At 36.0% G+C, this 23,044-nt stretch carries 22 protein-coding genes; 12 read left to right on the forward strand and 10 right to left on the reverse strand.

What is annotated here, in order from left to right; all coding sequences use genetic code 11:
* Nucleotides 1-27: 27 nt before the first annotated feature.
* The 7 genes from DDF69_RS17240 to pdhA all read right to left on the reverse strand — a co-directional run bounded on the left by DDF69_RS17240 (nucleotide 28) and on the right by pdhA (nucleotide 6,885).
* The gene (locus tag DDF69_RS17240; RefSeq protein WP_114821870.1) at nucleotides 28-960 is read right to left on the reverse strand and encodes a phytanoyl-CoA dioxygenase family protein; all 933 of its coding nucleotides are present in this window, start codon (nucleotides 958-960) and stop codon (nucleotides 28-30) included.
* 73 nt (nucleotides 961-1,033) lie between these two features.
* Nucleotides 1,034-1,948: a hypothetical protein gene (locus DDF69_RS17245; protein WP_114821871.1), complete on the reverse strand. Its 915-nt coding sequence runs from the start codon at nucleotides 1,946-1,948 to the stop codon at nucleotides 1,034-1,036.
* Entirely contained in the window at nucleotides 1,945-2,622 is a 678-nt protein-coding gene (gene radC / locus DDF69_RS17250; protein ID WP_114821872.1) for a RadC family protein, read from the reverse strand. The genes DDF69_RS17245 and radC overlap by 4 nt, the downstream gene beginning before the upstream one ends.
* A 29-nt stretch (nucleotides 2,623-2,651) precedes the next feature.
* Nucleotides 2,652-3,230: a murein L,D-transpeptidase catalytic domain-containing protein gene (locus tag DDF69_RS17255; RefSeq protein ID WP_114821873.1), complete on the reverse strand. Its 579-nt coding sequence runs from the start codon at nucleotides 3,228-3,230 to the stop codon at nucleotides 2,652-2,654.
* Nucleotides 3,231-3,243: 13 nt separating this feature from the next.
* On the reverse strand, nucleotides 3,244-3,912 hold the full coding sequence (locus DDF69_RS17260) for an ABC transporter ATP-binding protein (RefSeq protein WP_034696709.1): 669 nt from the start codon (nucleotides 3,910-3,912) through the stop codon (nucleotides 3,244-3,246).
* A 291-nt stretch (nucleotides 3,913-4,203) separates the two neighbouring features.
* A complete protein-coding gene (locus DDF69_RS17265; RefSeq protein ID WP_114821874.1) occupies nucleotides 4,204-5,799 on the reverse strand; it encodes a 2-oxo acid dehydrogenase subunit E2 in 1,596 nt (531 codons plus the stop codon).
* A gap of 84 nt (nucleotides 5,800-5,883) precedes the next feature.
* Entirely contained in the window at nucleotides 5,884-6,885 is a 1,002-nt protein-coding gene (pdhA, locus tag DDF69_RS17270) for a pyruvate dehydrogenase (acetyl-transferring) E1 component subunit alpha (protein ID WP_114821875.1), read from the reverse strand.
* Nucleotides 6,886-7,735: 850 nt separating this feature from the next.
* Here pdhA and DDF69_RS17280 point away from each other — a divergent pair.
* Genes DDF69_RS17280 through DDF69_RS17290 form a run of 3 tightly spaced genes read left to right on the forward strand, consistent with a single transcriptional unit; the run spans nucleotide 7,736 to nucleotide 10,647 of the window.
* Nucleotides 7,736-8,338 carry a phosphatase PAP2 family protein gene (locus DDF69_RS17280; RefSeq protein WP_034696715.1) on the forward strand — a complete coding sequence of 201 codons (603 nt, stop codon included), beginning with the start codon at nucleotides 7,736-7,738 and terminating at the stop codon, nucleotides 8,336-8,338.
* Between the two features lie 8 nt (nucleotides 8,339-8,346).
* Nucleotides 8,347-8,838 carry a BlaI/MecI/CopY family transcriptional regulator gene (locus DDF69_RS17285; RefSeq protein WP_114821876.1) on the forward strand — a complete coding sequence of 164 codons (492 nt, stop codon included), beginning with the start codon at nucleotides 8,347-8,349 and terminating at the stop codon, nucleotides 8,836-8,838.
* Between the two features lie 24 nt (nucleotides 8,839-8,862).
* Entirely contained in the window at nucleotides 8,863-10,647 is a 1,785-nt protein-coding gene (locus DDF69_RS17290; RefSeq protein ID WP_114821877.1) for a DUF4153 domain-containing protein, read from the forward strand.
* 55 nt (nucleotides 10,648-10,702) lie between these two features.
* Here DDF69_RS17290 and DDF69_RS17295 read toward each other — a convergent pair whose 3' ends face one another.
* Together DDF69_RS17295 and DDF69_RS17300 are read right to left on the reverse strand one after the other, a co-directional pair.
* Nucleotides 10,703-11,461, reverse strand: a complete 759-nt coding sequence (locus DDF69_RS17295; protein ID WP_114821878.1) for a hypothetical protein — start codon at nucleotides 11,459-11,461, stop codon at nucleotides 10,703-10,705.
* A gap of 137 nt (nucleotides 11,462-11,598) precedes the next feature.
* Nucleotides 11,599-11,949 (reverse strand): RNA recognition motif domain-containing protein, encoded by a 351-nt coding sequence (locus DDF69_RS17300; protein WP_034696719.1) that lies wholly within the window; start codon nucleotides 11,947-11,949, stop codon nucleotides 11,599-11,601.
* A 367-nt stretch (nucleotides 11,950-12,316) separates the two neighbouring features.
* Here DDF69_RS17300 and DDF69_RS17305 point away from each other — a divergent pair, with 367 nt between their 5' ends.
* The 9 genes from DDF69_RS17305 to DDF69_RS17345 all read left to right on the forward strand — a co-directional run bounded on the left by DDF69_RS17305 (nucleotide 12,317) and on the right by DDF69_RS17345 (nucleotide 22,178).
* Nucleotides 12,317-12,730, forward strand: a complete 414-nt coding sequence (locus DDF69_RS17305; RefSeq protein ID WP_114821879.1) for a DUF6157 family protein — start codon at nucleotides 12,317-12,319, stop codon at nucleotides 12,728-12,730.
* 97 nt (nucleotides 12,731-12,827) lie between these two features.
* Nucleotides 12,828-13,223, forward strand: a complete 396-nt coding sequence (locus tag DDF69_RS17310; RefSeq protein ID WP_034696721.1) for an acyl-CoA thioesterase — start codon at nucleotides 12,828-12,830, stop codon at nucleotides 13,221-13,223.
* The gene (locus tag DDF69_RS17315; protein WP_114821880.1) at nucleotides 13,220-13,780 is read left to right on the forward strand and encodes a helix-turn-helix domain-containing protein; all 561 of its coding nucleotides are present in this window, start codon (nucleotides 13,220-13,222) and stop codon (nucleotides 13,778-13,780) included. The genes DDF69_RS17310 and DDF69_RS17315 overlap by 4 nt, the downstream gene beginning before the upstream one ends.
* 204 nt (nucleotides 13,781-13,984) lie before the next feature.
* The gene (locus tag DDF69_RS17320) at nucleotides 13,985-16,852 is read left to right on the forward strand and encodes a heavy metal translocating P-type ATPase (protein WP_114821881.1); all 2,868 of its coding nucleotides are present in this window, start codon (nucleotides 13,985-13,987) and stop codon (nucleotides 16,850-16,852) included.
* A 4-nt stretch (nucleotides 16,853-16,856) separates the two neighbouring features.
* On the forward strand, nucleotides 16,857-17,585 hold the full coding sequence (locus tag DDF69_RS17325) for a DUF72 domain-containing protein (protein WP_114821882.1): 729 nt from the start codon (nucleotides 16,857-16,859) through the stop codon (nucleotides 17,583-17,585).
* Between the two features lie 295 nt (nucleotides 17,586-17,880).
* The gene (locus DDF69_RS17330) at nucleotides 17,881-18,750 is read left to right on the forward strand and encodes a polysaccharide deacetylase family protein (protein WP_114821883.1); all 870 of its coding nucleotides are present in this window, start codon (nucleotides 17,881-17,883) and stop codon (nucleotides 18,748-18,750) included.
* A 64-nt stretch (nucleotides 18,751-18,814) separates the two neighbouring features.
* On the forward strand, nucleotides 18,815-19,474 hold the full coding sequence (locus tag DDF69_RS17335) for a YggS family pyridoxal phosphate-dependent enzyme (RefSeq protein WP_114821884.1): 660 nt from the start codon (nucleotides 18,815-18,817) through the stop codon (nucleotides 19,472-19,474).
* A gap of 56 nt (nucleotides 19,475-19,530) precedes the next feature.
* Nucleotides 19,531-20,715: a sigma-54-dependent transcriptional regulator gene (locus DDF69_RS17340; protein ID WP_114821885.1), complete on the forward strand. Its 1,185-nt coding sequence runs from the start codon at nucleotides 19,531-19,533 to the stop codon at nucleotides 20,713-20,715.
* A gap of 101 nt (nucleotides 20,716-20,816) precedes the next feature.
* Nucleotides 20,817-22,178: an MATE family efflux transporter gene (locus tag DDF69_RS17345; protein WP_114821886.1), complete on the forward strand. Its 1,362-nt coding sequence runs from the start codon at nucleotides 20,817-20,819 to the stop codon at nucleotides 22,176-22,178.
* Between the two features lie 164 nt (nucleotides 22,179-22,342).
* Here DDF69_RS17345 and DDF69_RS17350 read toward each other — a convergent pair whose 3' ends face one another.
* Nucleotides 22,343-22,846 (reverse strand): GNAT family N-acetyltransferase, encoded by a 504-nt coding sequence (locus DDF69_RS17350; protein WP_114821887.1) that lies wholly within the window; start codon nucleotides 22,844-22,846, stop codon nucleotides 22,343-22,345.
* Nucleotides 22,847-23,044 lie beyond the last annotated feature (198 nt).

Genomic DNA, 23,044 nt, shown 5'->3' on the forward strand with positions numbered 1-23,044 from the left:
AAGCTTTACGAAGGGGAATCTTTTGTCTTAAAGTTCAAACAGTGCCGGCCTCTGGGTTACTTCATGGTAGCATACACTGTTTTCATCGAAGAAATGGTAAACAAGACTTTTTCTCGTTCTGTTTTTATCGGTATGAGGTTCTCCACCGTGCAGAATATTGGCATGCCAGATTAATAGATCACCTTTTTTGGCTTTAAAGATTTCTTTCTTCAAGCCTAATTCTTTTACTTTATCCTCCAGGAAAGTTTCATAAGCTCTGTAGCTTTTCTTACCAATTTTCAAAGCTGTCCCTTCATTATCATAATCAGAATTCAGGAAATAAGGAAGTTTATGGCTTTTAGGAATATAATGAAGTGCTCCGTTATTCTCATCTACATCTTCCAGGGCAATCCATACTCCTAATAAACCGCCTAATGGATACGTGGTCATGTGAATACTGTCAGAATGGGTTTTCTGTTGGCTGCCATTGATAAAATTGATGCTTTGGAAAAGTTTGGATTTTCCATCCAGAAGAACAGATAAAAAGTCTAACAGTTCCGGATCACTCCCAATATTTTTAATGATTTCTGAATGATGGATTGCAAACATCAGCTTTCCTCCGTATATGAACTTCAAAGTCCCATCCTTCATCAGTTTATCAATTTCAATATTGATTTGATCCGCTGTTTCCGGAGTTATGAAATTCCTCAGAATCATATAGCCATTCTCATCATACTGAAGAGCACTTTCTTTATTTTCGTCAGAAAGCTTCTTAAAAAAAGGAGTTTCCTTGAGTTTTGTATCATCCAGTATTCTGTCGCTAGCCGGAAGGTGTGCAAAATCTTTACTTGAAATACTTGAAAAATAGTTCTTATTGATTCCGTATTTTTTATATAAAGGAATATTATGCTTTAATTTATTCTTTTTAAACAAGTTATAAAGCATGTATGATAATTTGTACTGACGAATCTGTTGTAACATAACTGTTTTACTAAGGATTTTATAAAGTTACGGAATATTACTTAATTAGAACCGGTCTAAACAATGCTTTTCATCATAAAAAAGACTTTCCTCTTAATACAAGATATCCTAACTTTTTGAAAAGGTTCTTTTTTGAATTTTCAATAATTCCATAGGGTCTCAGCTCTGGACGAAATCCCCTGAAAAATTCTTCAATATTAGGTAATTCTCCCCCTTCAAAATCAAAAATATGAGTTTCTATATTTTCTTTAATAAGATGATCAATCAATACAGATGCTCCTGATAATCTGACATAATCTTTATCATTAAAATTTCCTAAAAGCGCTATCATATTACCATCAGAATACGTAGCAATCACATTAACAATCTTTTGCTGATAATAAAAAGCTGTGAATTTCAGATATCCGGACTTATAAAAACTTTCAAAAATTCTCATGAATTCAAACAGATCATGGTCTTTATTCAATCCTATTGTATTGGATTCAATGAAAGCTTTCGCTTTCTCATAAGGGATTACTTTGATTTCTGATTCTTTTAAAACAGCTTCATCTAACCGAAGTTTTCTTTTTCTTTTAGGTGAATATTTCGAATAGACTTTCTCATAAACCTCAGGATATAATAAAAAGTTCTTTTTGATTCTGATCTTTGTACGAAGCTGATTGACATCATTGAAAGGATATGCCCTGATCATATAATTTTTTTCCAGATATTCTAAAAATGCCTCATTAAGATCAACATCATCTTTGCCGGAAAAAACACCAAGCTGCTGACAAAGCTTAGGATTATGTACAATTTTCATCCCGTATTTTCTTACGAAAGGAACAGGCATTACTGCTTCGTAATCTTTGTAAACAAGAATTTCCCAGGGCATTGTAGAAGTTGTGTCTAAAAAATGTTTTGCAGCAGAATATTTTCTTTGTTCGGAATTTTCTAAACATTGAGCATATTTTACAAAATCAATTTCATGGTATTTCAATCTTCTAATCATAATAATCCTGCGTCTGAGAAACTAAAATACGAATCCTGCGTGACAATAATATGGTCCAAAACCTGAATACTTAATGTATTTCCCGCTTCTTTTATTTTCTGTGTGATATTGATATCTTCCCGACTTGGTTTTAAACTTCCGGAAGGGTGATTGTGGGCTATAATAATGCCAGTTGAAAAATGATCCAATGCTGCCTTATAGAGCGTTCTCACATCTACAATAGACTGACTGATCCCTCCCTGCGTGAGTTGAGAAACATGAATCACTTTATTGCTATTATTAAGGAAAATTGCCCAGAATTCTTCTGTTCTAAGATCAGAGAGCTGGTTTCTGAGAATCGCATAAGCGTCGTGACTGTTTCCAATAATTGTTTTTTCAGGAATTTCCTGTACCGCTCTTCTTTTTCCGATTTCTAAAGCTGAAATAATTGAAATGGCCTTTGATTCTCCAATACCTTTGAATTTCATCAGATCTTTGGCGGAAAGCAAGCTCAAGTCATGCCAGTTGTTATTCACAGAGGCTAAAATTTTTCTTGCTAATTCCAACGCATCTTCTTCTCTATTTCCACTTCCCATAATAATTGCCAGAAGTTCGGAATCAGAAAGAGAGCTTTTGCCTTTCTGCAAAAACTTTTCTCTGGGTCTGTCATCTTCGGCAAGGAGTTTTATGGCCATGGAAAAAAATTATAGATGAATATGATCAATTAATAGAAAGCATATAAAATGACAGGTTTTGTAGACTTATCAATATATTTTGCTGTTTCTTTTAGTGCATTGACGGAAAGCATAGGACATCCTAAGCTCAGACATGCAGGAGATTTTGATTCTGCATCAGGAATACATCCGTAAGAATGGAGGACTATTGCTCTTTGCATGGCATTGCTATTGGTTGCATCCAGCCCTGCAAGGCGGTACGCTTTACCAAACTTCCCTATATAACTTTCTCCAATAATATATTTTCCAAGTGATGACTGATAAGATCCTTCAATATTACTGAATTTCAAAGCATCCGATTTTGGAATCACAGAACCTGAACCATGAGAAACTACTGCCTGCTGAAGAATTGTATTATTTTTCAGGTTATAAATAAAATAACGATACTTCCCGGAATGAATTTTAAAGTTGATGAAAACAGCCAGTTCCTGATTGTACTCTTTTCCTTTAATATAATTTTTAATCTCCGAAATTCTTGTCTGAGGAATAGCCAATGAGCTCAACTGCTGGGATTCAGCTTTTGAACAGGAGATTACAATTAAAAAAAGAAAAATAAAGTGTTTCATCATCCGGTTTTATATACTACTCTATGATCATTCCGTCTTTCATAACGAGCTTTCGGTCTGTAATTTCGGCCAGATTCGGGTTATGCGTTACAATCACAAAAGTTTGGTTGTATTTATCTCTAAGATCAAAAAACAAGCGGTGAAGATCATCCGCATTCTTAGAATCCAAATTCCCTGTAGGCTCATCTGCAAAAATGATTTTCGGAGAATTGATTAAAGCTCTTGCTACCGCTACCCTTTGTGCTTCTCCACCTGAAAGTTGGTTGGGTTTATGATTCAGTCTCTGTTCGATCTTCAGATCCTCAAATAAAGCATAAGCTTTTTCAAGAGCTTCTCTTTCGTTGGCTCCTGCTATTTTTGTCGGAAGCAAGACGTTTTCCAGCGCTGTAAACTCCGGAAGAAGCTGATGAAACTGAAATACAAAACCTATATTCTGATTTCTGAATTTTGACAGCTGCTTATCATTCATATTAATAAATGATTCTCCTGCAATTTCAATTTCAGTATCATATTTATTAGATTGACTAGGGTGATCCAAGGTTCCCAGAATCTGCAGCAATGTAGATTTACCAGCTCCTGATTCTCCTACAATAGAAACCACTTCTCCCGTTTTGATTTGAATATCAACTCCTTTCAGTACTTCTAAATTCCCATAAGATTTATGGATATTTCTTGCTTTAATCATGACTCAAAAGTAGTGAATTGCCTGCAAATAAAAAACCGCTTTTTGAAGCGGTTTATATTTTATTTTAGATTTCTCTGAATTAGATTTCTCTGATCTATTCATATAGGTCTTTTCCATTAATTTTTTTAATTATTCCCGTCTTATTTTTTTATAAAAATTTTTGTAATATACACTTTTTTCTAAACCTATAAGGTTTTGTTAGCTATCTCCATTTCCATTTCAATTTCCATTTACTGAAGAAACAAAAAAACCTCCCGATTTGGGAGGTTTCCATATTTTCAATTCAGAAAATTACAGTAACAAAGTTAATGGACTTTCTAAATAAGTTCTTAATGTCTGTAGGAACTGAGCCCCTGTAGCACCGTCTACCACTCTGTGGTCACAAGCCAATGAAAGTTTCATCGTGTTTCCAACTACAATCTGACCATCTTTAACGATTGGTTTCTCGATAATAGCTCCTACTGAAAGGATTGCAGAGTTTGGCTGGTTAATGATACTTGTAAATGTTTCGATTCCGAACATTCCTAAGTTTGAAATAGAGAATGTAGATCCTTCCATTTCATTAGCTTTAAGACCTTTACTCTTAGCTCTTGAAGCCATATCTTTTACGGATGCAGAAATCTGAGTATACGTCATCTGATCTGTATTTTTCAATACCGGAACTACCAATCCGTCTGGAATAGCTACTGCCACACCAATATTGATATTTCCTCTGTGGATGATCTTATCACCTGCCCAGCTTGAATTTACCTGAGGATGTTTTCTTAAAGCAATTGCAGTTGCTTTAATAATCATATCGTTGAAAGAGATCTTAGTATCAGGTAAAGAATTGATTTCTTTTCTAGCCTCAATTGCTTTATCCATATTGATCTCCACCATCAGATAATAGTGAGGTGCAGAGAATTTACTTTCAGAAAGACGTTTTGCAATAATATTTCTTACCTGAGAGTTTGGAGTCTCTGTATCTTCACCCTGTACGAAGCTTACTGCAACAGGAGCAGCGCTTGCTGCAGGAGCTGAAGCAGCTGGTTTTGCAGATGGCTGATAATTTTCAATATCTTTTTTAACGATTCTTCCGTTTTCACCAGAACCCTGAACACTGTTGATATCCACCCCTTTATCCTGAGCCATTTTCTTAGCCAACGGAGAGATTGCTACTCTGTCAGAAGATGAAGAGCTCGCAACCGGAGCAGCTTTTTCTTCTGTTTTAGCTTCTGCTTTTTGTTCAGCTGGTTTTTCAGTTGACTGACCGGCAGCTTTTGGAGCTCCTACAGCGGAAACATCTGTTCCTGCAGGGCCAATGATTGCCAATACGGAATCAACCGGAGCAGCACCTCCTTCTTCTACACCTTGCTTCAATAATACACCATTGAATTCAGATTCGAAATCCTGTACCGCTTTATCTGTTTCGATCTCAGCAAGGAGATCTCCTTCTTTTACTGTATCGCCTACGTTTTTGTGCCATTTAGCAACCTTACCTTCTGTCATTGTATCAGAAAGTCTTGGCATTGTAATAATTTCTACTCCTGCCGGAACTTCTGCAGCAGCTGGCGCAGCAGTTTCTGCTTTAGGCTGATCTTCTGATTTTTTTTCTTCAGTTGCCGCAGCGGGAGCAGCCGCCCCACCTGTTAATCCTGAAATATCTTCTCCTTCATTCCCGATAATAGCTAAAACAGAGTCTACAGCAGCAGCACTTCCTTCTTCTACACCTACGTATAAAAGGGTACCTTCTATTTCAGATTCGAAATCCTGAACTGCTTTATCAGTTTCAATTTCAGCTAAAATATCTCCTTCTTTTACTTTATCACCTACTTTTTTATGCCATTTTGCCACCTTACCTTCCGTCATTGTGTCGGACAGGCGGGGCATCGTAATTACTTCTGCCATAATCTATATTGATTTGAGATTCGAGATTTGAGATTTGAGATTTCAGAAATTTCAAACTTCAAATTTCAAATAAATTTTTATTTTTTAGTTTTCTAATTTGTCTAGGAATGGATAATCTTCCTGAGCATACACATACTCATAGATTTTTTCTGCATCCGGATACGGAGAGTTTTCCATAAATTCGATACACTCTTCAACAAAGTCTCTGGATTTGTTATCCATAGCTTCCAATTCTGCTTCTGTAGCCCATCCGTTTTCTAAAATTCTGTGTTTTATCAATTCGATTGGGTCATCATTTTTATGAAGCGCTACTTCTTCTTTAGATCTGTATGGCTCAGCATCAGACATAGAGTGTCCTCTGTAGCGGTAAGTTCTTGCTTCAATGAACGTAGGTCCGTCTCCTCTTCTTGCTCTTTCAATAGCTTCGTAAGCAGCTTCTGCTACTTTTTCAGGATCCATGGCATCTACAGCAAGGCAAGGCATTTCGTATCCTAATCCTAATTTATAGATATCTTCGTGGTTGGCAGTTCTTTTTACAGAAGTTCCCATTGCATATTGGTTGTTTTCTACAACAAATACTACAGGAAGTTTCCAGTTCATTGCCATGTTGAAGGTCTCATGTAAAGAACCTTGTCTTGCAGCTCCGTCACCAAAGAAACAGATGTTTACTGCTTTTCTGTCGAAATATTTATCAGCAAAAGCAATACCTGCACCTAATGGAATTTGTCCTCCAACGATACCATGTCCTCCGTAAAAACGGTGTTCTTTACTGAAAATGTGCATAGATCCACCCATACCTCCGGATGTACCTGTAGCTTTACCACAAAGTTCAGCCATGATTCTTTTAGGATCTACTCCCATCGCCATTGGATGGATGTGACATCTGTAAGCAGTAATCATACTGTCCTTTGTAAGATCCATTGCATGTGTAAACCCGGCAGGGATAGCTTCCTGACCGTTATACAAATGTAAAAATCCTCTGATCTTTTGTTTTAGGTAAAGAGAACGGCATTTGTCTTCAAACCTTCTCCACATTGTCATATCTTCATACCACTTCAGGTATACCTCTTTAGAAAATTCTTTCATGTGTTAGCTCTTGCTTTTTTATGATGAAATAGTTGAGCAAAATTATGAAAAAAACTTTGTTTTTATTCTATACATAGATAACTTTTCGATTTTTCTGCAAAATCTATTTGCGGGCTGTATGGATTATTCTTAATTTCCGACCCCTTGGAAGAAGGATACAACTACGTTTTATCCGTTACATTCTTTCTATCAGATTTCAGAAATCGTCCTATCCATAGGGATTTTCCGAAACGACACATGATTCGGAGATATCAGGATTCTTTACATTTTCTTCTCCTATTTTATTCCTCTTTAATTATTGTTAATATATATTTTGGTTATTTCAACAGCTTCTTTTCCGGCGAAAAATCTGTAAGTTTCGGGGTTCTGGCTTCAATTTCACTAACGAAATTACCGTATTGCTTTGCGGTTCTGGCTTTAATTTCCTTCCAACTCTTTATCTACCACTAGCAGGTAAACAAATTCTGTTTTTTCTCTGAATTCCGATTCCCAGATCATGGTAAATCCCTATTTCATGATTCTCAATGCATGATCTAGGAAGCGGTAAAGAAAAACCCGTTTATTTTCCTTTCGAATTTCATAGATTCTTAATTGATGAACAGGTTGTGGTGTAACACTATTTTCCCGGGAAACCTTTTGACCAAAGGCTAAATAACTTAACAATATAAATAATACGTATAGATGCTTCATGATAATGATGATTAAAAACTGATCAATTAAAATTAAACATTTCATTTTATCAAAAACAACTGGTAATCAAACAACTTATCTATTGAATCAGCGATTCCATCACATGGTTTTCATTTGATTTTTGAGGTTATAATAGTATATTTGGTTTTTAAACTTGATTATGGAAGAAAAACAATCTTCATTATTACACAAAATTTCAAAAGTCATCTCTGATTTTTTTAATCCTTTGGTCTCTCTGATCATTTTCTTTATCTACATGAGCATCAGAGAATATTCCCTTAAAGATTCTATGTTGTATTTTCTTCCTGTATTATTGATGATCATTATTCCGGTGGTGATATGGCTGGTGTGGAATGTAAAGACCGGAAGATATACCAATATGGATGTTTCCAACCGTGTCCAAAGGAAAACCTTATATATATTTATTGCAGTATGTGTAATCGCTTATCTTCTTTTTAATTATATCAGAAACGGATATATTGATCTTGTCATGCTATTTATTCTGGTGCTTCTTTTCGCTCTTCAGATCAGCAATCTTTTTATCAAAAGCTCGATGCATACGGCGTTCAATGTATTTGTAGCTGCGCTCTTTTTCTCACTGGACTGGAAAATGGGTCTTGCATGGCTGGGAATCGCTATTTTGGTCGGAATCACCCGTATTATTTTAAAAAGACATACCGTAAAAGAAGTATTTATGGGGGCTGGAATAGCTTTTCTGGTATCTTTTATCTATCTTTATTGCAATATTCAATTTCAACATTAGAATACTCTATGAAAATAAATCATCTTACTGCCGCAGAAGAAAACTTTATGAAGCTGTTTTGGAAAATGGAATCTTTCTATCTGAAGGACGTTATGGAGCAGCATCCGGAACCGAAACCACACCAGAACACGGTTTCCACTTATTTGAAAATATTAGTTGAAAAAGGCTATCTATCTACTGTAAAAGAAGGAAGAATCTTCAAATACAGCGTGCTTGTTCCTTTAGAAGAGTATAAAAAATTCCTGTTAAAAGAGCTTTCTCACAACTTTTTTAATAACTCAGGGAAAGAAATTCTGGAGCTTTTATTAAGTGAAAAATTAATTTCCCAGGAAGATATGAAGGGCTATTTTGATCTAAAAATCGAAATAAAGCCAGCCAAAGTGGAAGAACCTAAGTTCGAAGTTGCTGAAGAAATCCTGAATCCTAAAAAAGAAAAGAAAACCAAGGGAAAAGAGAAAGAAAAAGACAAGGACAAAAAGAAAAAAAAGAAAAAAGATTAATCTAAACCTTAAAAACACCAAATCATGAAAACAAAATTCCAGGAAACTCTAAGCCGGGCCAATGAAGTCATTTTCCGATATCCAATGATTTTGGTCATGGCTTTATTAGCTTCTATTGGGACCATATGTATTGTGGAAACAGAGCGCAGTGAAATTACTTCTTATATAAAGTTCACCATTTGTACATGTCTCGGAATTTCTCTGATGTTTGCATTAAAAATGTTGTCACAGAGGATCGGGAAAGAGATATTACTACAGGCATCCGGTATTATTTTTCTTATAGGTTTTTATTTTATTCTGCCTGATAAGAAGAATGGGTTTACAGAAGTTTATGGATATATCATTGCTGTTACTGCTCTTCTTTCCCACTTACTGGTATCATTTGTTCCATTTCTGGAGAAAGACAGAGAGCTCAGATTCTGGCAGTATAACAAAAATCTTTTTATCAATATCTTTCTCACTGCCGTATTTACAGGAGTTCTTACAGGCGGTGTGGAATTAGCCATCTTAGCGGTTGATAAACTTTTTGATTTCAATTTTCATGACAGAATTTACAGAGATACATTCTTTGTTCTCGCTATTTTTGGAAGCAGTTTTATTTTCCTTTTATTTAATGATAAAGGCTTAAATAATCTTGAAAAAGACGGTACCTATCCTGTTGTTTTGAAATTTTTCACTCAGTTTATTTTAATTCCGTTACTCCTTATCTATGTAACAATTCTTTATTTTTATTCTGTTAAAATAGTAATCAACTGGCAGCTTCCAAGAGGCTGGGTTTCTTACCTTGTTTTAGCGTATAGCATTGTTGGCATCCTTGCATTACTTCTGGTTCATCCGTTGAAAGAAGAAAACGCAAAATCCTGGGTCAGAATATTTTCAAAAGCATTCTATTATACCATTGTTCCTTTGATCATTCTGCTTTTCACTGCTATTTTTACTAGAATTTTAGAATATGGTTATACAGAACCAAGGTATTTCGTTCTCCTGCTTGCCCTATGGCTGTTAGGCACTGTTGTTTACTTTATTTTCAACAAAAAAACTACGATAAAGTTCATTCCTGTCAGCTTATTTTTATTTGGTGCTTTTGCATTGGTTTTCCCATACCTTAATGCATTCAGTGTGGCTAAGAGAAGCCAGAAAGCAGAATTGATGAATATTTTAAACCAGCATCAGCTAATGAGTGCCGGCAAGATTAATTTTCAGAAAAAAGTTACAGATACGGTTCGTAATGAAATTGCCAGCAAATTTGAATTTCTGGCTGAAAGAAAACAAGGTGAATTTCTATCTGGTTTACTGAACGAAAAAGATCAGGCTGAATTAGCCGACAATATTAAAAATGGCACATTTTATAGTATCAATTACGATATTCAGAATAAGTTCTCAGATGTGAATGTCACCGTAAAAAACAGAGCATATGAAATGAAAAGACTCGTTCTTATTCGTAAAGAACAGGCTGTAGAAATCGGAAATTATCAATATTTAATTTCTTTCCATCGGTATAGCAGGGATCCCCAACAACTGAATAATGACCAGTTTGAGCTGACAGATGACCTGACAGAAAAATCCTCATTAAAACTCAGTTTAAATGATCAGGAAGAAATAGATTTCGGACCACAGATCATTAAACTATTTGAGGAAAATAAAAACAAGAAAGGAAATGTAGTAATTCCTGAAATTGCAATGGAATCTGATTTAGGTAAATATCACGTTAAACTTATTTTCAGTGAAATTACAAGAGAAAAGTACTCTGAAGATGACAATGCCAGTATTTATTACGAAAACGTTTACATCCTTATAAAATTAAAATAAGCATAAAAAAGAGACTATCTTGTGGATAGTCTCTTTTTTTTTCGTGTTGTATGATTTATCTGTTGGTTCCGGAGCTCCAAAGCGGAGAATTTCTTCCGTAGATCACAAGATTTCCATCATTTTGTACTGTAAGTTTTACAGCACCTCTGTTTTCTGTATTTGAACTCCACACGGCTCTATTATAAGAATCATATACTACAAGGTTTCCGTCACCCTGAAATTCAGCTTTGCTTCCTCTATTATCTGTTCCTGTAGCCCAAATAGCATTTCCGTTTCTATTAGCTAAAACAAGATTACCATCATCCTGGAAAACCAGATAGTAACGTCCGTCTGAAGAATACAATTTTGCATCTTTGCGGAATCTGTAGCCTGTTGAAACATAATCATTGCTTCCGTAACGGTTACGGTTTCCCCAGCCATTATTATTTCTGATACCGCCTTTAGATGCCCATAAAGGACTGGAACCATTATAGATAACAAGATTACCATCATCCTGAACTGATAATTTATCAGCTCCCTTACCATCAGTATTTGAACTGAAGGCAACACCATTTCCACGGGTATACACTACAAGATTACCATCTTCCTGAAAAATTGCTCTTACTCCTCTGTTGGTGGTCTTTGATTCCCATGCAGGTGCACCGGATCTGTTATAAAAAACCAGATTTCCATCATTCTGAAAGATCAGGTAATATTCATTATTATCTGCCCAGTATTTTCTGTCCTGTCTTATGGTCTGTCCTGCATAAATGCTTTGTGCGTTGACCAGCAACCCACCAAACACCATCATTAATGCTAATAAATGTTTTTTCATTATAATTATTTTTTGATTGATTGATAATTTCTAAAATTATGCCAAAACATCATCATTTTCCAACCCAAGTTATAATCAAATGATTCACTGGAAATTAAATTCCATAAAAAAAGCGGCTTAAAAGCCGCTTCATATTTTTACCAACGATTTCCGCCTCCGCCACGGTTGTTACCATAGCCTCCGCCTCTATTGTTGTTGTTACCATAACCTCCACCTCTGTTGTTATCGAAGCTTCTTCTTGGCTTCTCTTCTCTTGGCTTAGCTTCAGATACGTTTAGAGTTTTTCCGTTAAATTCTTTTTGGTTAAGAGCTTCAATAGCTTGCTTTCCTTCTTCATCACCCATTTCTACGAAACCGAAACCTCTGGAACGACCAGTTTCTCTGTCTGTAACGATTTTAGCTGATGATACATCCCCAAATTCTGCGAATAGATCGTGCAACTCATACTCTTTAGTTGCGTAATTGATGTTTGAAACAAAAATGTTCATTTTAAATAAATTAAAAAATTAATAAAAATTTGGTATATAAAAGAAAAACAACATAAATTAATGAACAAATATTGATTCCAAATATAAACGTATGCAAGATACAATTAAAAATTTCAAATCAAAGCTTTTTTTAAATATTTCTCACATTATGTTGAATCTACAAATAAAAAAAGTGCATAAAACTATTTTAACCCATTGAATACTAATCAATTACATAACAATACATTTTATTATAAAATTAGTTAAATATTTAAAGCAAATGCCAACGCTGAGTCCTCAAAATCAAGTCAATATGACAGACAATAGTCTATTGATCAACTTCCTTACTTCCCTGTTATTCATAAAATTTTAAATACTGAAACCAAATATGAAATCTTACACCACAAATTATACCAATACATTCATTGAAGTAGCCGAAGACTGTCCCGTTTTCCGCGCACAGATTCCTCCCGAAAAGAAGGACAAAACACTCGCCAATCTCCAGTATGAGAAACTTATAAAAAGTCCTTATCAATATTCCTCTGATGATCTCATTTTTGAATGCTACGCCATTAAAAATGAAATTCCGGAAAGTGAACAGGAGCTTGAAAGAGAAAAGTTCTTTTCCAAAGGTCAGCCTTGCCTCCGGTGTTCTCCCTTAGCGAAAAAATATGGATTTGGATTCCATCATAATATAGAAGGAAAGGTCGCGCTCATTGCCATAGAAAGTGAAGAATATCAAAAATTGCTGAATGACCCTTCCATAGCAAAAACGAAGGCCATGCGTTCCAAAAGAAAATGATTGAGAAAATGAATGATTATTTTCAGATCAATAAATACTATTCTTTTGAAAAGATCAGCTTTTAACACTAAATTTGTACTGCAAATTATTAAAAGATATGAACTACCATACCAGAAAATGGGTGAAACCCGAAGATTTAAACCCCAATCATTCACTTTTCGGAGGAAGACTTCTTCAATGGATTGATGAAGAAGCTGCGCTTTATGCTATTATTCAGTTGGAAAACACAAAAGTAGTCACAAAATTTATTTCTGAAATCAACTTTGTCAGCTCAGCCAAACAAGGCGATATTATAGAAATAGGAATTGAAGCTACTCATTTCGGCTCTTCTTCCATTACTTTAAGATGTGATGTACGAAACAAAATGACTCATCAAACCATCATTACCGTAGAAAGAATTGTCATGGTAAATCTTAACGAAGAAGGCAATCCTGCTCCTCATGGGAAAACCCAGATAGAATTCGTAAAAGACAGGTTAAACAACAGCCTATGAAGATTTTCATAAAGAATATGGTCTGCAACAGATGCATTGCGGCAGTAGAAAATATTTTCCGTAATGCAGATGTAAAGATCACAAATATCTTACTGGGAGAAGTAGAAACGGAAGCTGATGTTTCTCCTGAAAAAATGCAACTCATAGAAAAAGGACTGCTTGATACAGGTTTTGAAAGGATTATGGATTCTGCGCATCAGACTGTAGAAAAAATCAAAAACCTGATCATTGTAAAAATAAGCGACCTTGATATCCCGGAAGACTTTCTGCTTTCCGAATTTCTAAGTTCAAAACTTCACAAGGATTACAGTGCTCTCTCCAAGACATTTTCTCAAAACGAAAATATCACATTAGAGCAATTCTTTATTCTTCAGAAAATAGAAAAGGTAAAAGAACTTCTTTTATACAACGAATTCAACCTTACTGAAATTGCAGGAAAGCTTGGGTATAAAAGCGTACAGCATCTTTCTTCCCAGTTCCGCAATGTGACCGGATTCACTCCTACTGAATTCAAAAAACTCAAAGAACACAATCGCAAAGCGCTTGACAATCTTTAATACGTTTGAGTGTTTGAGCGTTTAGGCATATAGGAGTTAAATATTCCTATCACACTAACAAACACTCAAACACTCATACCCTACAACACTCAAACTCTTATACTCTCAAACTCTCCCACTCACCTAATTTTATAACTATTATCCTTAAATTTATAACAACCTTAGGTTTCCATTTTGGAAATTTGTAGTATAAATTTAAGAATCATGGAACAACAGTATAAAATACTCGGAATGACCTGTTCCGGCTGCCAGAAAAAAATTTCAAATCAACTGAACAGTGTTGATGGTGTTAAAGCCGATGTAAATCTGGAAACCCATACCGCCACCATTACTTCTGATCATGAAGTGAAACTTTCAGTATTAAATGATGCTCTGACTGAGATAGGAAAATACAGACTTGAAGATCCCGGTCATCCTGAAACAGCCTTTGTAAAACCTCAGGACCGTGTATCTCCATCTTCGGTATACTATTGTCCAATGGAATGTGAAGGAGATAAAGTATATTTCAAACAGGGCGAAAGATGTCCTGTATGCAAAATGTATCTGGTTCCTATTGAAGAAAAGCTGGCTAAAGATCCTAATCACAAACCAACCTATTCATCAACCAATCTTCCAGAAAACTTTAAAGATAGTATCGGAAAGCATTATTGTCCGATGTTTTGCGAAGGGGATAAAGTATACGATGAGAAAGGCAGCTGCCCTGTCTGTCATATGGATTTAGAGCCAATTACTGAAGAACTCGCTCAAAAAGCAACCTCACATCAGCATCACGCTCATTCCCATTCTCATTCTCACCATCATCACGACCATAGCCATCATCATGAAACCCCTAAAGTAACTGATGAAATGGCAGGCAGGTATTACTGTCCAATGTACTGTGAAGGCGATAAAACCTACGACTCCAATGTAGGATGTCCGGTTTGCGGAATGGATCTTGTAAAATATCCCGAAAAGAAAACCGCAAAATACACATGTCCTATGCACCCGGAAATCATCCGTGACGAACCAGGAGACTGTCCGATATGTGGAATGGATCTCGTAAGAATGCCTGACAGTGGTGATGATGACGAAGATGAAACCTATACGATATTAAAAAGGAAGTTCATTCTTTCACTTGTTTTTACCATTCCGGTTTTCATTCTTTCAATGGGAGGAATGTTGATCAACTTCCCTTTCTCTCATCAGATCCAGGGATTTATTGAACTTGCTTTAACACTTCCGGTGATGTTTTATTCAGGATGGTTTCTGTTGAAAAGAGGATGGCTTTCCTTCAAAACATGGAACCTGAATATGTTCAGCCTTATTGCTCTGGGAGTTGCTGCAGCATTTATTTTCAGTATTGTTGCTCTGATATTTCCAGACATTATTCCACATGAAATTCGTGGGCACAATCATGAAATCCCGTTATATTTTGAAGCAGTCTGCGTGATTCTAACGCTTGTCATTTTAGGCCAGCTGATGGAAGCAGCAGCTCATAAAAAAACAGGAAATGCCATCAAAGAATTAATGAACCTTTCACCTGATGAAGCCAATCTCATGATAAATGGAGAGGAAAAGAAAGTGCTGCTTTCTCAGGTAAAAATAGGCGACTTATTAAAAGTAAAACCAGGCGAAAAAATTCCTGTGGACGGTAAAATTACCGAGGGAAATTCTATTGTAGATGAAAGTATGATTACCGGAGAACCTGTTCCTGTTGAAAAAAATGTTGACGATAAAGTATCTTCAGGAACCATAAATGGCAATCAGGTATTCATTATGAAGGCAGAAAAGGTAGGTGATGAAACCCTTCTTTCCCAAATCATTAAAATGGTGAATGAAGCCAGCCGCAGCAAAGCTCCTATCCAGAAACTTACAGATAAGGTTTCAAAAGTGTTTGTCCCTGTAGTCATTCTTATTGCAGTTCTTACATTCATCCTGTGGCAGTTTTTCGGTCCGGAAGGAAAAAGAACCTTATTTGCTTTTGTAAATGCTGTTGCCGTTTTAATTGTGGCTTGTCCCTGTGCCCTTGGACTGGCCACTCCAATGTCTTTAATGGTTGGAATCGGGAAAGGTGCTAAAAACGGAATCCTGATCAAAAATGCAGAAGCTCTTGAGCAGATGAATAAAGTAAATGTTCTGATTACCGATAAAACAGGAACTTTAACAGAAGGGAAACCTTCAGTAGAACATATTGAAACCATAAACGGGGATCAGTATCAGATTTTAAAACTGGCTTTTTCTTTGAATCAAAATTCTGAACATCCGCTTTCCAATGCCGTAATAAAAAAAGCAAAAGAAGAGAATCTGACAGCTGAAAAAGTAGACCAGTTTGAGAATATCTCCGGAAAAGGAGTAAAAGGAAATATCAACGGTAAGATTGCTTATCTTGGAAATGAAAGTCTCCTGACCTCCCATCAGATTATGATTCCTGACAGCTTAAAACAGAAAGCAGTAGAAGTTCAGTCTAAGGCCCATACGATTTCCTATATCGCACAGGATCACCAGGTGCTGGGATTCGTAAGCTTTACAGATAAAATCAAAGAAAGCTCGAAAAAAGCTGTTAAGCAGTTGCTGAGCGAAGGAATAGACGTCATCATGATGACAGGAGATAATGAACATACCGCAAAAGCTGTTGCTGATGAATTAGGAATCAAACATTTCAAAGCCAACTGTCTTCCTGAAGATAAGCTGAATGAGGTAAAGAAACTCCAACAGCAGGGTAAAATCGTAGCGATGACCGGAGACGGGATCAATGACTCTCCTGCCCTTGCCCAATCTGATGTGGGAATTGCCATGGGAACAGGAACAGATGTTGCGATTGAAAGTGCTGAAATTACTTTACTGAAAGGAGATATCTTAGGCGTTGCAAAAGCTAAACTGCTTAGTGAAAAACTTCTCAAAAACATTAAAGAGAATCTGTTCTTCGCATTCATCTACAATGTACTGGGCGTTCCGGTTGCGGCAGGATTATTGTATCCATTCTTTGGAATTCTTTTATCACCAATGATTGCAGCTGCAGCCATGAGCTTCAGTTCCCTGTCTGTGATACTGAATTCATTGAGATTAAACTCCGTGGATCTGGATATAAAATAATAACATGACAAAAGAAAATCTTTACATAGGATGTTCGGGATTTTACAATAACGACTGGAAAGGGTCTTTATATCCTGAAAATGCCCAAAGTAAAGATTTTCTTTCTTTATATTCAACCGCGTTCAATGCCGTAGAAATCAATTCTACTTTTTATAGAAAACCAACTTCAAAAACACTGACGAAGTGGCATGATGAAACACCTGACGATTTCAGATTTTTCATTAAAATTCCAAAGGCTATTACGCATCAAAACCGGCTTGAAAATTCCAAAGATGAGATTGCTCTCTTCTGCGACCACATTCAGGACAGTCTGAAAGATAAGCTTTCCGGATTTCTGTACCAACTTCCTCCTTCCTTTAAAAACACAGCAGAAAATACAGAGCGGATCATTGATAATATTGATCACAGATTTCTTAACGTCATTGAATTCCGCCACAACTCATGGTGGCAAAAGGAAATTTTTGATCTTTTAAAAAAGCACAATATTATTTTCTCAGGGGTCAGTTTTCCCGGCAATCTTCCCGAAGATCTTATTATTAATCATCCGGAAATACTCTATTACAGGCTTCATGGAAAACCTGTTCTTTACAAATCAGAATATAGTAAAGATTTCATGGATGCATTAGCCGAAAAGATTAAAAATACCACGCAAACCTCATTTATTTTCTTCAATAATACCTGGGGAACAGCAGCTATCAAAAATTCCCTGTACTTAAAAAGCATTATAACATAATAGACGGGCTGTAATGATTTGATTTTGTTAAAATAAAATAATTCCCCGTCAATTGAAGAATATTAAAATCTTAACAGACATAGAAAAATACTATCGTTTTCACATTTATAAATGTTAAATTTTAAAGAAAAGAAAATCATAAATTTACAATTCGTCAGGTAATGGAAATCTCCCTTAAAATAAAGTTCTTAAAATAAACTTAAAAAGAAAAAACGCTGCACAGCTTGGCATATAATTTGTTAATTTTCAACTGTTGTTTTTAACGATTTTTAACAATTTAAATTCCATTATCTTTATGAGAAAAATTTTTGCGGGAAAGTCAAGAAATATGACTTTTCTCGGGATGGTTGCATTGATGAGTGCAACTTCAGCATTACTGAACAGCTGTAATTTCAAAAATGAAGTGAATACTGACCCCGTCGTCAGTTCACAGGAACATCCTTCCGCAGAAATAGTCCCCGATAATAAGGAAGAAGAAAGTGTAGACCCGGATAAAAGAGTAATTTATCTTACTTTCGATGACGGCCCCAATCAGGGAACAGAAAATCTTTTAAAAATCCTTGACAAAAGAAATGTTTGTGCCACTGCCTTTCTGGTAGGAAAACATGCTTATGGAAGTAAAAGACAAAAAGACGATCTTCTGCTTTTGAAGCAGAACCCTCTTGTAGAACTTGCCAATCACAGTTTCACGCATGCCCATAACAAATACACTGATTTTTATAAAAATGCACAGGCTGTAGTTCACGATTTTGATATCGCCAAAGACAGTCTGAAGCTTACCGATAAAATAGCAAGAACTCCGGGAAGAAATATCTGGAGACTCAACAATATTAACGTAACAGATATCAAAAGCTCAACAGCTGCAGCAGATGGTCTTAAAAAAGCAGGTTACAAAGTAATTGGCTGGGATCTTGAATGGAGACCTTCTCAAAAAATGACTTTAAAAGGAAGTCATGAAGCCATGATCAAGAAAGTAGACAGTATTTTCCTGAACGACCTTGAGAAGACTTCAAGACACCTGGTATTCCTTACCCATGACCAGTATCTGAGAGATGCAGACTCTATCAATGAACTGGATATGTTTATTGAAAAATTGCAGAAGAGCAACAAGTTTGTCTTCAGAAAAATCTCTCAGTATCCCAAGATCAATGAGGTTTTGAATTAATAACCACTTCAGACCTGATATCACTACACTTTGAACATTCAGAGAATTTTCGGACATTTGTATTATGAGTATTAAAGAGAACTACAACGCTATAAAAAACCAGCTGCCATCCAATGTGCAGCTGGTTGCTGTTTCTAAAACCCATCCGGTTTCTGCAGTACAGGAAGTATATGATCTCGGGCAAAAGATTTTTGGAGAAAATAAAGTACAGGAGCTGATGGAAAAAGCCCCTCTCCTTCCTCAGGATATCCAATGGCATGTGATTGGTCATTTACAGACCAACAAAGTGAAGTACATTGCTCCTTTTATAGATACCATACAAAGTGTGGATTCTGAAAAATTATTGACAGAAATCAATAAAGAAGCAGGAAAACACAACAGGAAGATTAAAGTTCTCCTACAGGTAAAAATTGCGGCAGAAGAAAGTAAATTCGGACTTGAAATTTCTGAGGCAAAAGATCTCTTCCAACAATGTATTGCAGGCAATTTTCCCAATGTGGAAATGACTGGTTTAATGGGAATGGCAACATTCACCGATGACCAACAGCAGGTTAGAAATGAGTTTTCAACCCTTAAGAAGCTTTTTGATGAATTAAATCAACTAAAAACACTAAAGACCTTATCAATGGGAATGAGTGACGATTTCCCGATAGCGATCGAGTGTGGAGCTAACTCCGTGAGGGTTGGATCTGCCATTTTTGGGAGAAGAGACTACTCCAAATAGAATATTTAGGTACAGTTTTTGCTAATAATTGAAACAAAAAATTTAAATTTGCAACTATGCAAAAAATCCTTATAGTAGAAGACGAAAAAGCAATCTCGGGAGTACTTCACAGTATTCTTTCGGATGAACTCACCGATTATGAATTTGTTATTGCCGAAGATGGCCTTGAAGGTTACAAACAGGTAGAAAAAGAAGATTTCGCATTGGTGATTTCTGATATTAAAATGCCAAAGCTTTCAGGAACCGAGCTTTTGAAACAAAGTCTTGCCTTAAAACCAGAAACTACTTTTATCATGATCTCAGGACACGCAGACATCGATTCTGCTGTTTCCTGTTTGAAAGAGGGTGCATATGATTTTATTTCCAAACCCATTGATATCAACAGACTTATTACAAGTGTAAAAAATGCATTGGTGAAAGAAACCCTGAAGAAAGAAAATAAGAATCTTCAGACGGAAAATAAAACCTTAAAGAGAAAAGTAAGTAAGAAATACCAGATGATTGGTACTTCTCCTGCTCTGCAAAAGATTCAGGATATGATTGAAAAGGTAGCAGCTTCTGATGCGAGAGTTCTGATTACAGGACCCAACGGTGCGGGAAAAGAGCTGGTAGCTCATGCAATCCATAATCAGAGTGACCGTGCAAGAGGTCCTATGGTGGAGGTCAACTGTGCTGCTATTCCTTCTGAACTTATTGAATCTGAACTTTTCGGACACGTAAAAGGATCTTTTACCGGGGCTATTAAAGATAAACAGGGAAAATTTGAGCAGGCTAATGGTGGTACGATCTTCCTGGATGAGATTGGAGATATGAGCCTTATTGCTCAGGCTAAGGTATTGAGAGCACTTCAGGAAAGCAAAGTTTCTCCTGTGGGAAGTGATAAAGAAATTAAAGTTGACGTAAGAGTAATTGCGGCAACCAATAAAAATATGCAGAAAGAAATTGAGGAAGGAAAATTCAGAGAAGACCTTTACCACAGACTTTCTGTTATTGAAATCTATGTTCCACCGTTGGATGAAAGAAAAGAGGATATCAAATTATTGGTTGAGCATTTTTCGGGTATGATTGCTGATGAGCATGGTACTGCTGCGAAAAAGTTTGATGATAAAGCTATTGATGCTTTAAAAGCACTTTCGTGGACTGGAAATATCAGGGAGTTAAGGAATGTTGTCGAGAGGCTGATTATTCTTGGTGGAAACACTGTTTCCGAAGGTGACGTTGCAAGTTTTGTAAGGAAATAATACCTTATTATTTACCATATTATAAAAATTTGCAGTGTTACCACTGCAAATTTTTTTTTTGACCCTATTTGAATAATAAACTATATGAATCTTAAAATATTATGAACTTTTTAAACAAAAATTATACAAAAGAATGCCTGACTTTGGCTCTGCCTGTAATGCTTACTCAGGTGGGGCAAGTTTCAGTAAACTTATTTGATAATATTATTGTCGGTAAATTGTTGGGTGCTGATGCCCTGGCATCAGTTTCATTGGGAAACGCTGTGTTTTTCTCCATATTTGTATTAGCACTGGGCTTTTCATTTGCGATCCCGCCATTGGTTTCGGAAGCGCATTCAAAACAGGATCACGCTACAATCAATTCTGTGTTCAGCCACGGTTTTATTATCAATATGTCGGTTGGGATTATCCTGATGGTCATTCTCCTTTTAGGAATGCCGCTGCTCTATCATTCCGGACAACCCGCTAAGATTATTCCTGATACGGTAAGCTTTTTAAGCATCATGGTGATCAGTATGATTCCATTCATGGCATTTCAGACGCTTCGTGAAGTTTCTGAAGGTTTATCCTATACCATTGGAGTGACCAAAGCAACCATTATTGCCAATATCATCAATATTGCCTTAAACTATGTCTTCATCAAAGGACTTTGGGGAATTCCGGCAATGGGTGTAAAAGGATCTGCACTGGCTACTCTGATTTCCAGAATTTTCATGGTGGTTTTTCTTTATTTTGTTTTGGTGAAAGAAGAAAGAACAAGACGTTATATCAAAGATTTCTCTTTAAAAATTCAGGATTTCTCAAAGCAGATGTTTGATAAAATGGTGAGACTCGGATTACCTACAGCTTTACAGATGTTTTTTGAAGTAACCGCGTTTGCCGGAGCAGCATTTATCTGTGGACTGATTTCTGCTCACGATATTGCTTCTCACCAGATTGCTTTAAGCATGGCTTCATTTACCTTCAATTTATGTGTAGGATTCAGTGTTGCCTCTACGGTCATGATTGGTAGAAAACTGGGTGAACAGAATTTTGTGGAACTGAGAAAGGTAGGAATCAACAACCTGAAAATTGCCTTTATTTTTATGTGTATCTGCGGATTGGTATTTATTTTAGGCAGAAATATTCTTCCTACTTTCTTCACGAAAAAAGAAGAAGTAGAAGTTATTACCCTGGCTGCAAAACTGATGATCATCGCTGCTTTATTCCAACTTTCTGATGGAATTCAGGTAACCGCTTTGGGAATGCTGAGAGGGTTACAGGATGTGAAAATTCCTTCTATTTATACCTTCATTGCCTATTGGGTAATCACTATTCCTCTAGGATATTTCTTCTGTGTTACTTTGGAAATGGGTGCATTCGGAATGTGGATCGCACTGGGGCTGGGATTAACAGTCTCCGCTGTTTTCCTGGTGAAACGATTCCTGAATATGTCTGCAAAAAGAATTAAGCAGAATTCATAAAAGCAAAAAGCTGTTTCAATTTGATACAGCTTTTTTTATTCTTCTTAAAACAGAACATTGAATTATGTCCTTTCTCACATCTACAGGATTATGTGTATTTTCTAAACACCAATAGCACAAATTAATTCACAAATAGACACAAGGTATTTATTTTCATGTTCTATTTAATCTATCCTCTTCCCTAAAATCTTCAGACTTCTTTCAACACCATCCAGAATGGCTACATTAGGAAGACTTCCCCAATCTTCAAATCCAAAATGCCTGAATAGTTTTAAACTTGGCTCATTATGAAGGAAAATAAGCGCTACAAGGTTTTTTACTCCAAACTTTCCAGCGTTATCAATGCAATACTGAAGAATGATTTTCCCATATCCTTTGCCTCTTGAGGTTTCATCCAGATAAATGCTCACTTCTACCGTACCACTGTAAGCTGCTCTTTCATGGAATGAACTGAAGCTTACCCAACCAACGGTTTGCTTCTGGTCATCTTCAACTATCCAAAGAGGTCTTGTCTGAGAATTATGTTCTTCAAACCACTTTAACTTGCTTTCTACAGAGACTTCTTCCATATCTGCAGTGACCATTCTTGAAGCAATGGTTGAGTTGTAGATGGCTACGATTTTATTTAAATCTGCCAACTCAGCATTTCTGAATTTTAATTTTTCCATGAATATTAGATTCAACTAATTCTAATACAAAAATACAAAATTTTAAAAACACCCCTGTAGATTTCATCTATTTTATCCAAATTTTAATATTAAAACAGAAAAAACCCTTGAAATAACACCAACACTCAAATCTGTTTTAATGTTTTTGAATACGCAAAGGCGCAATAAGATTGAAAGCTAGAATATTTTTAAGGCGCA

Origin of the sequence: Chryseobacterium sp. KLBC 52 (assembly GCF_003347605.1) — a bacterium.
Taxonomy (GTDB): Bacteria; Bacteroidota; Bacteroidia; order Flavobacteriales; family Weeksellaceae; genus Chryseobacterium.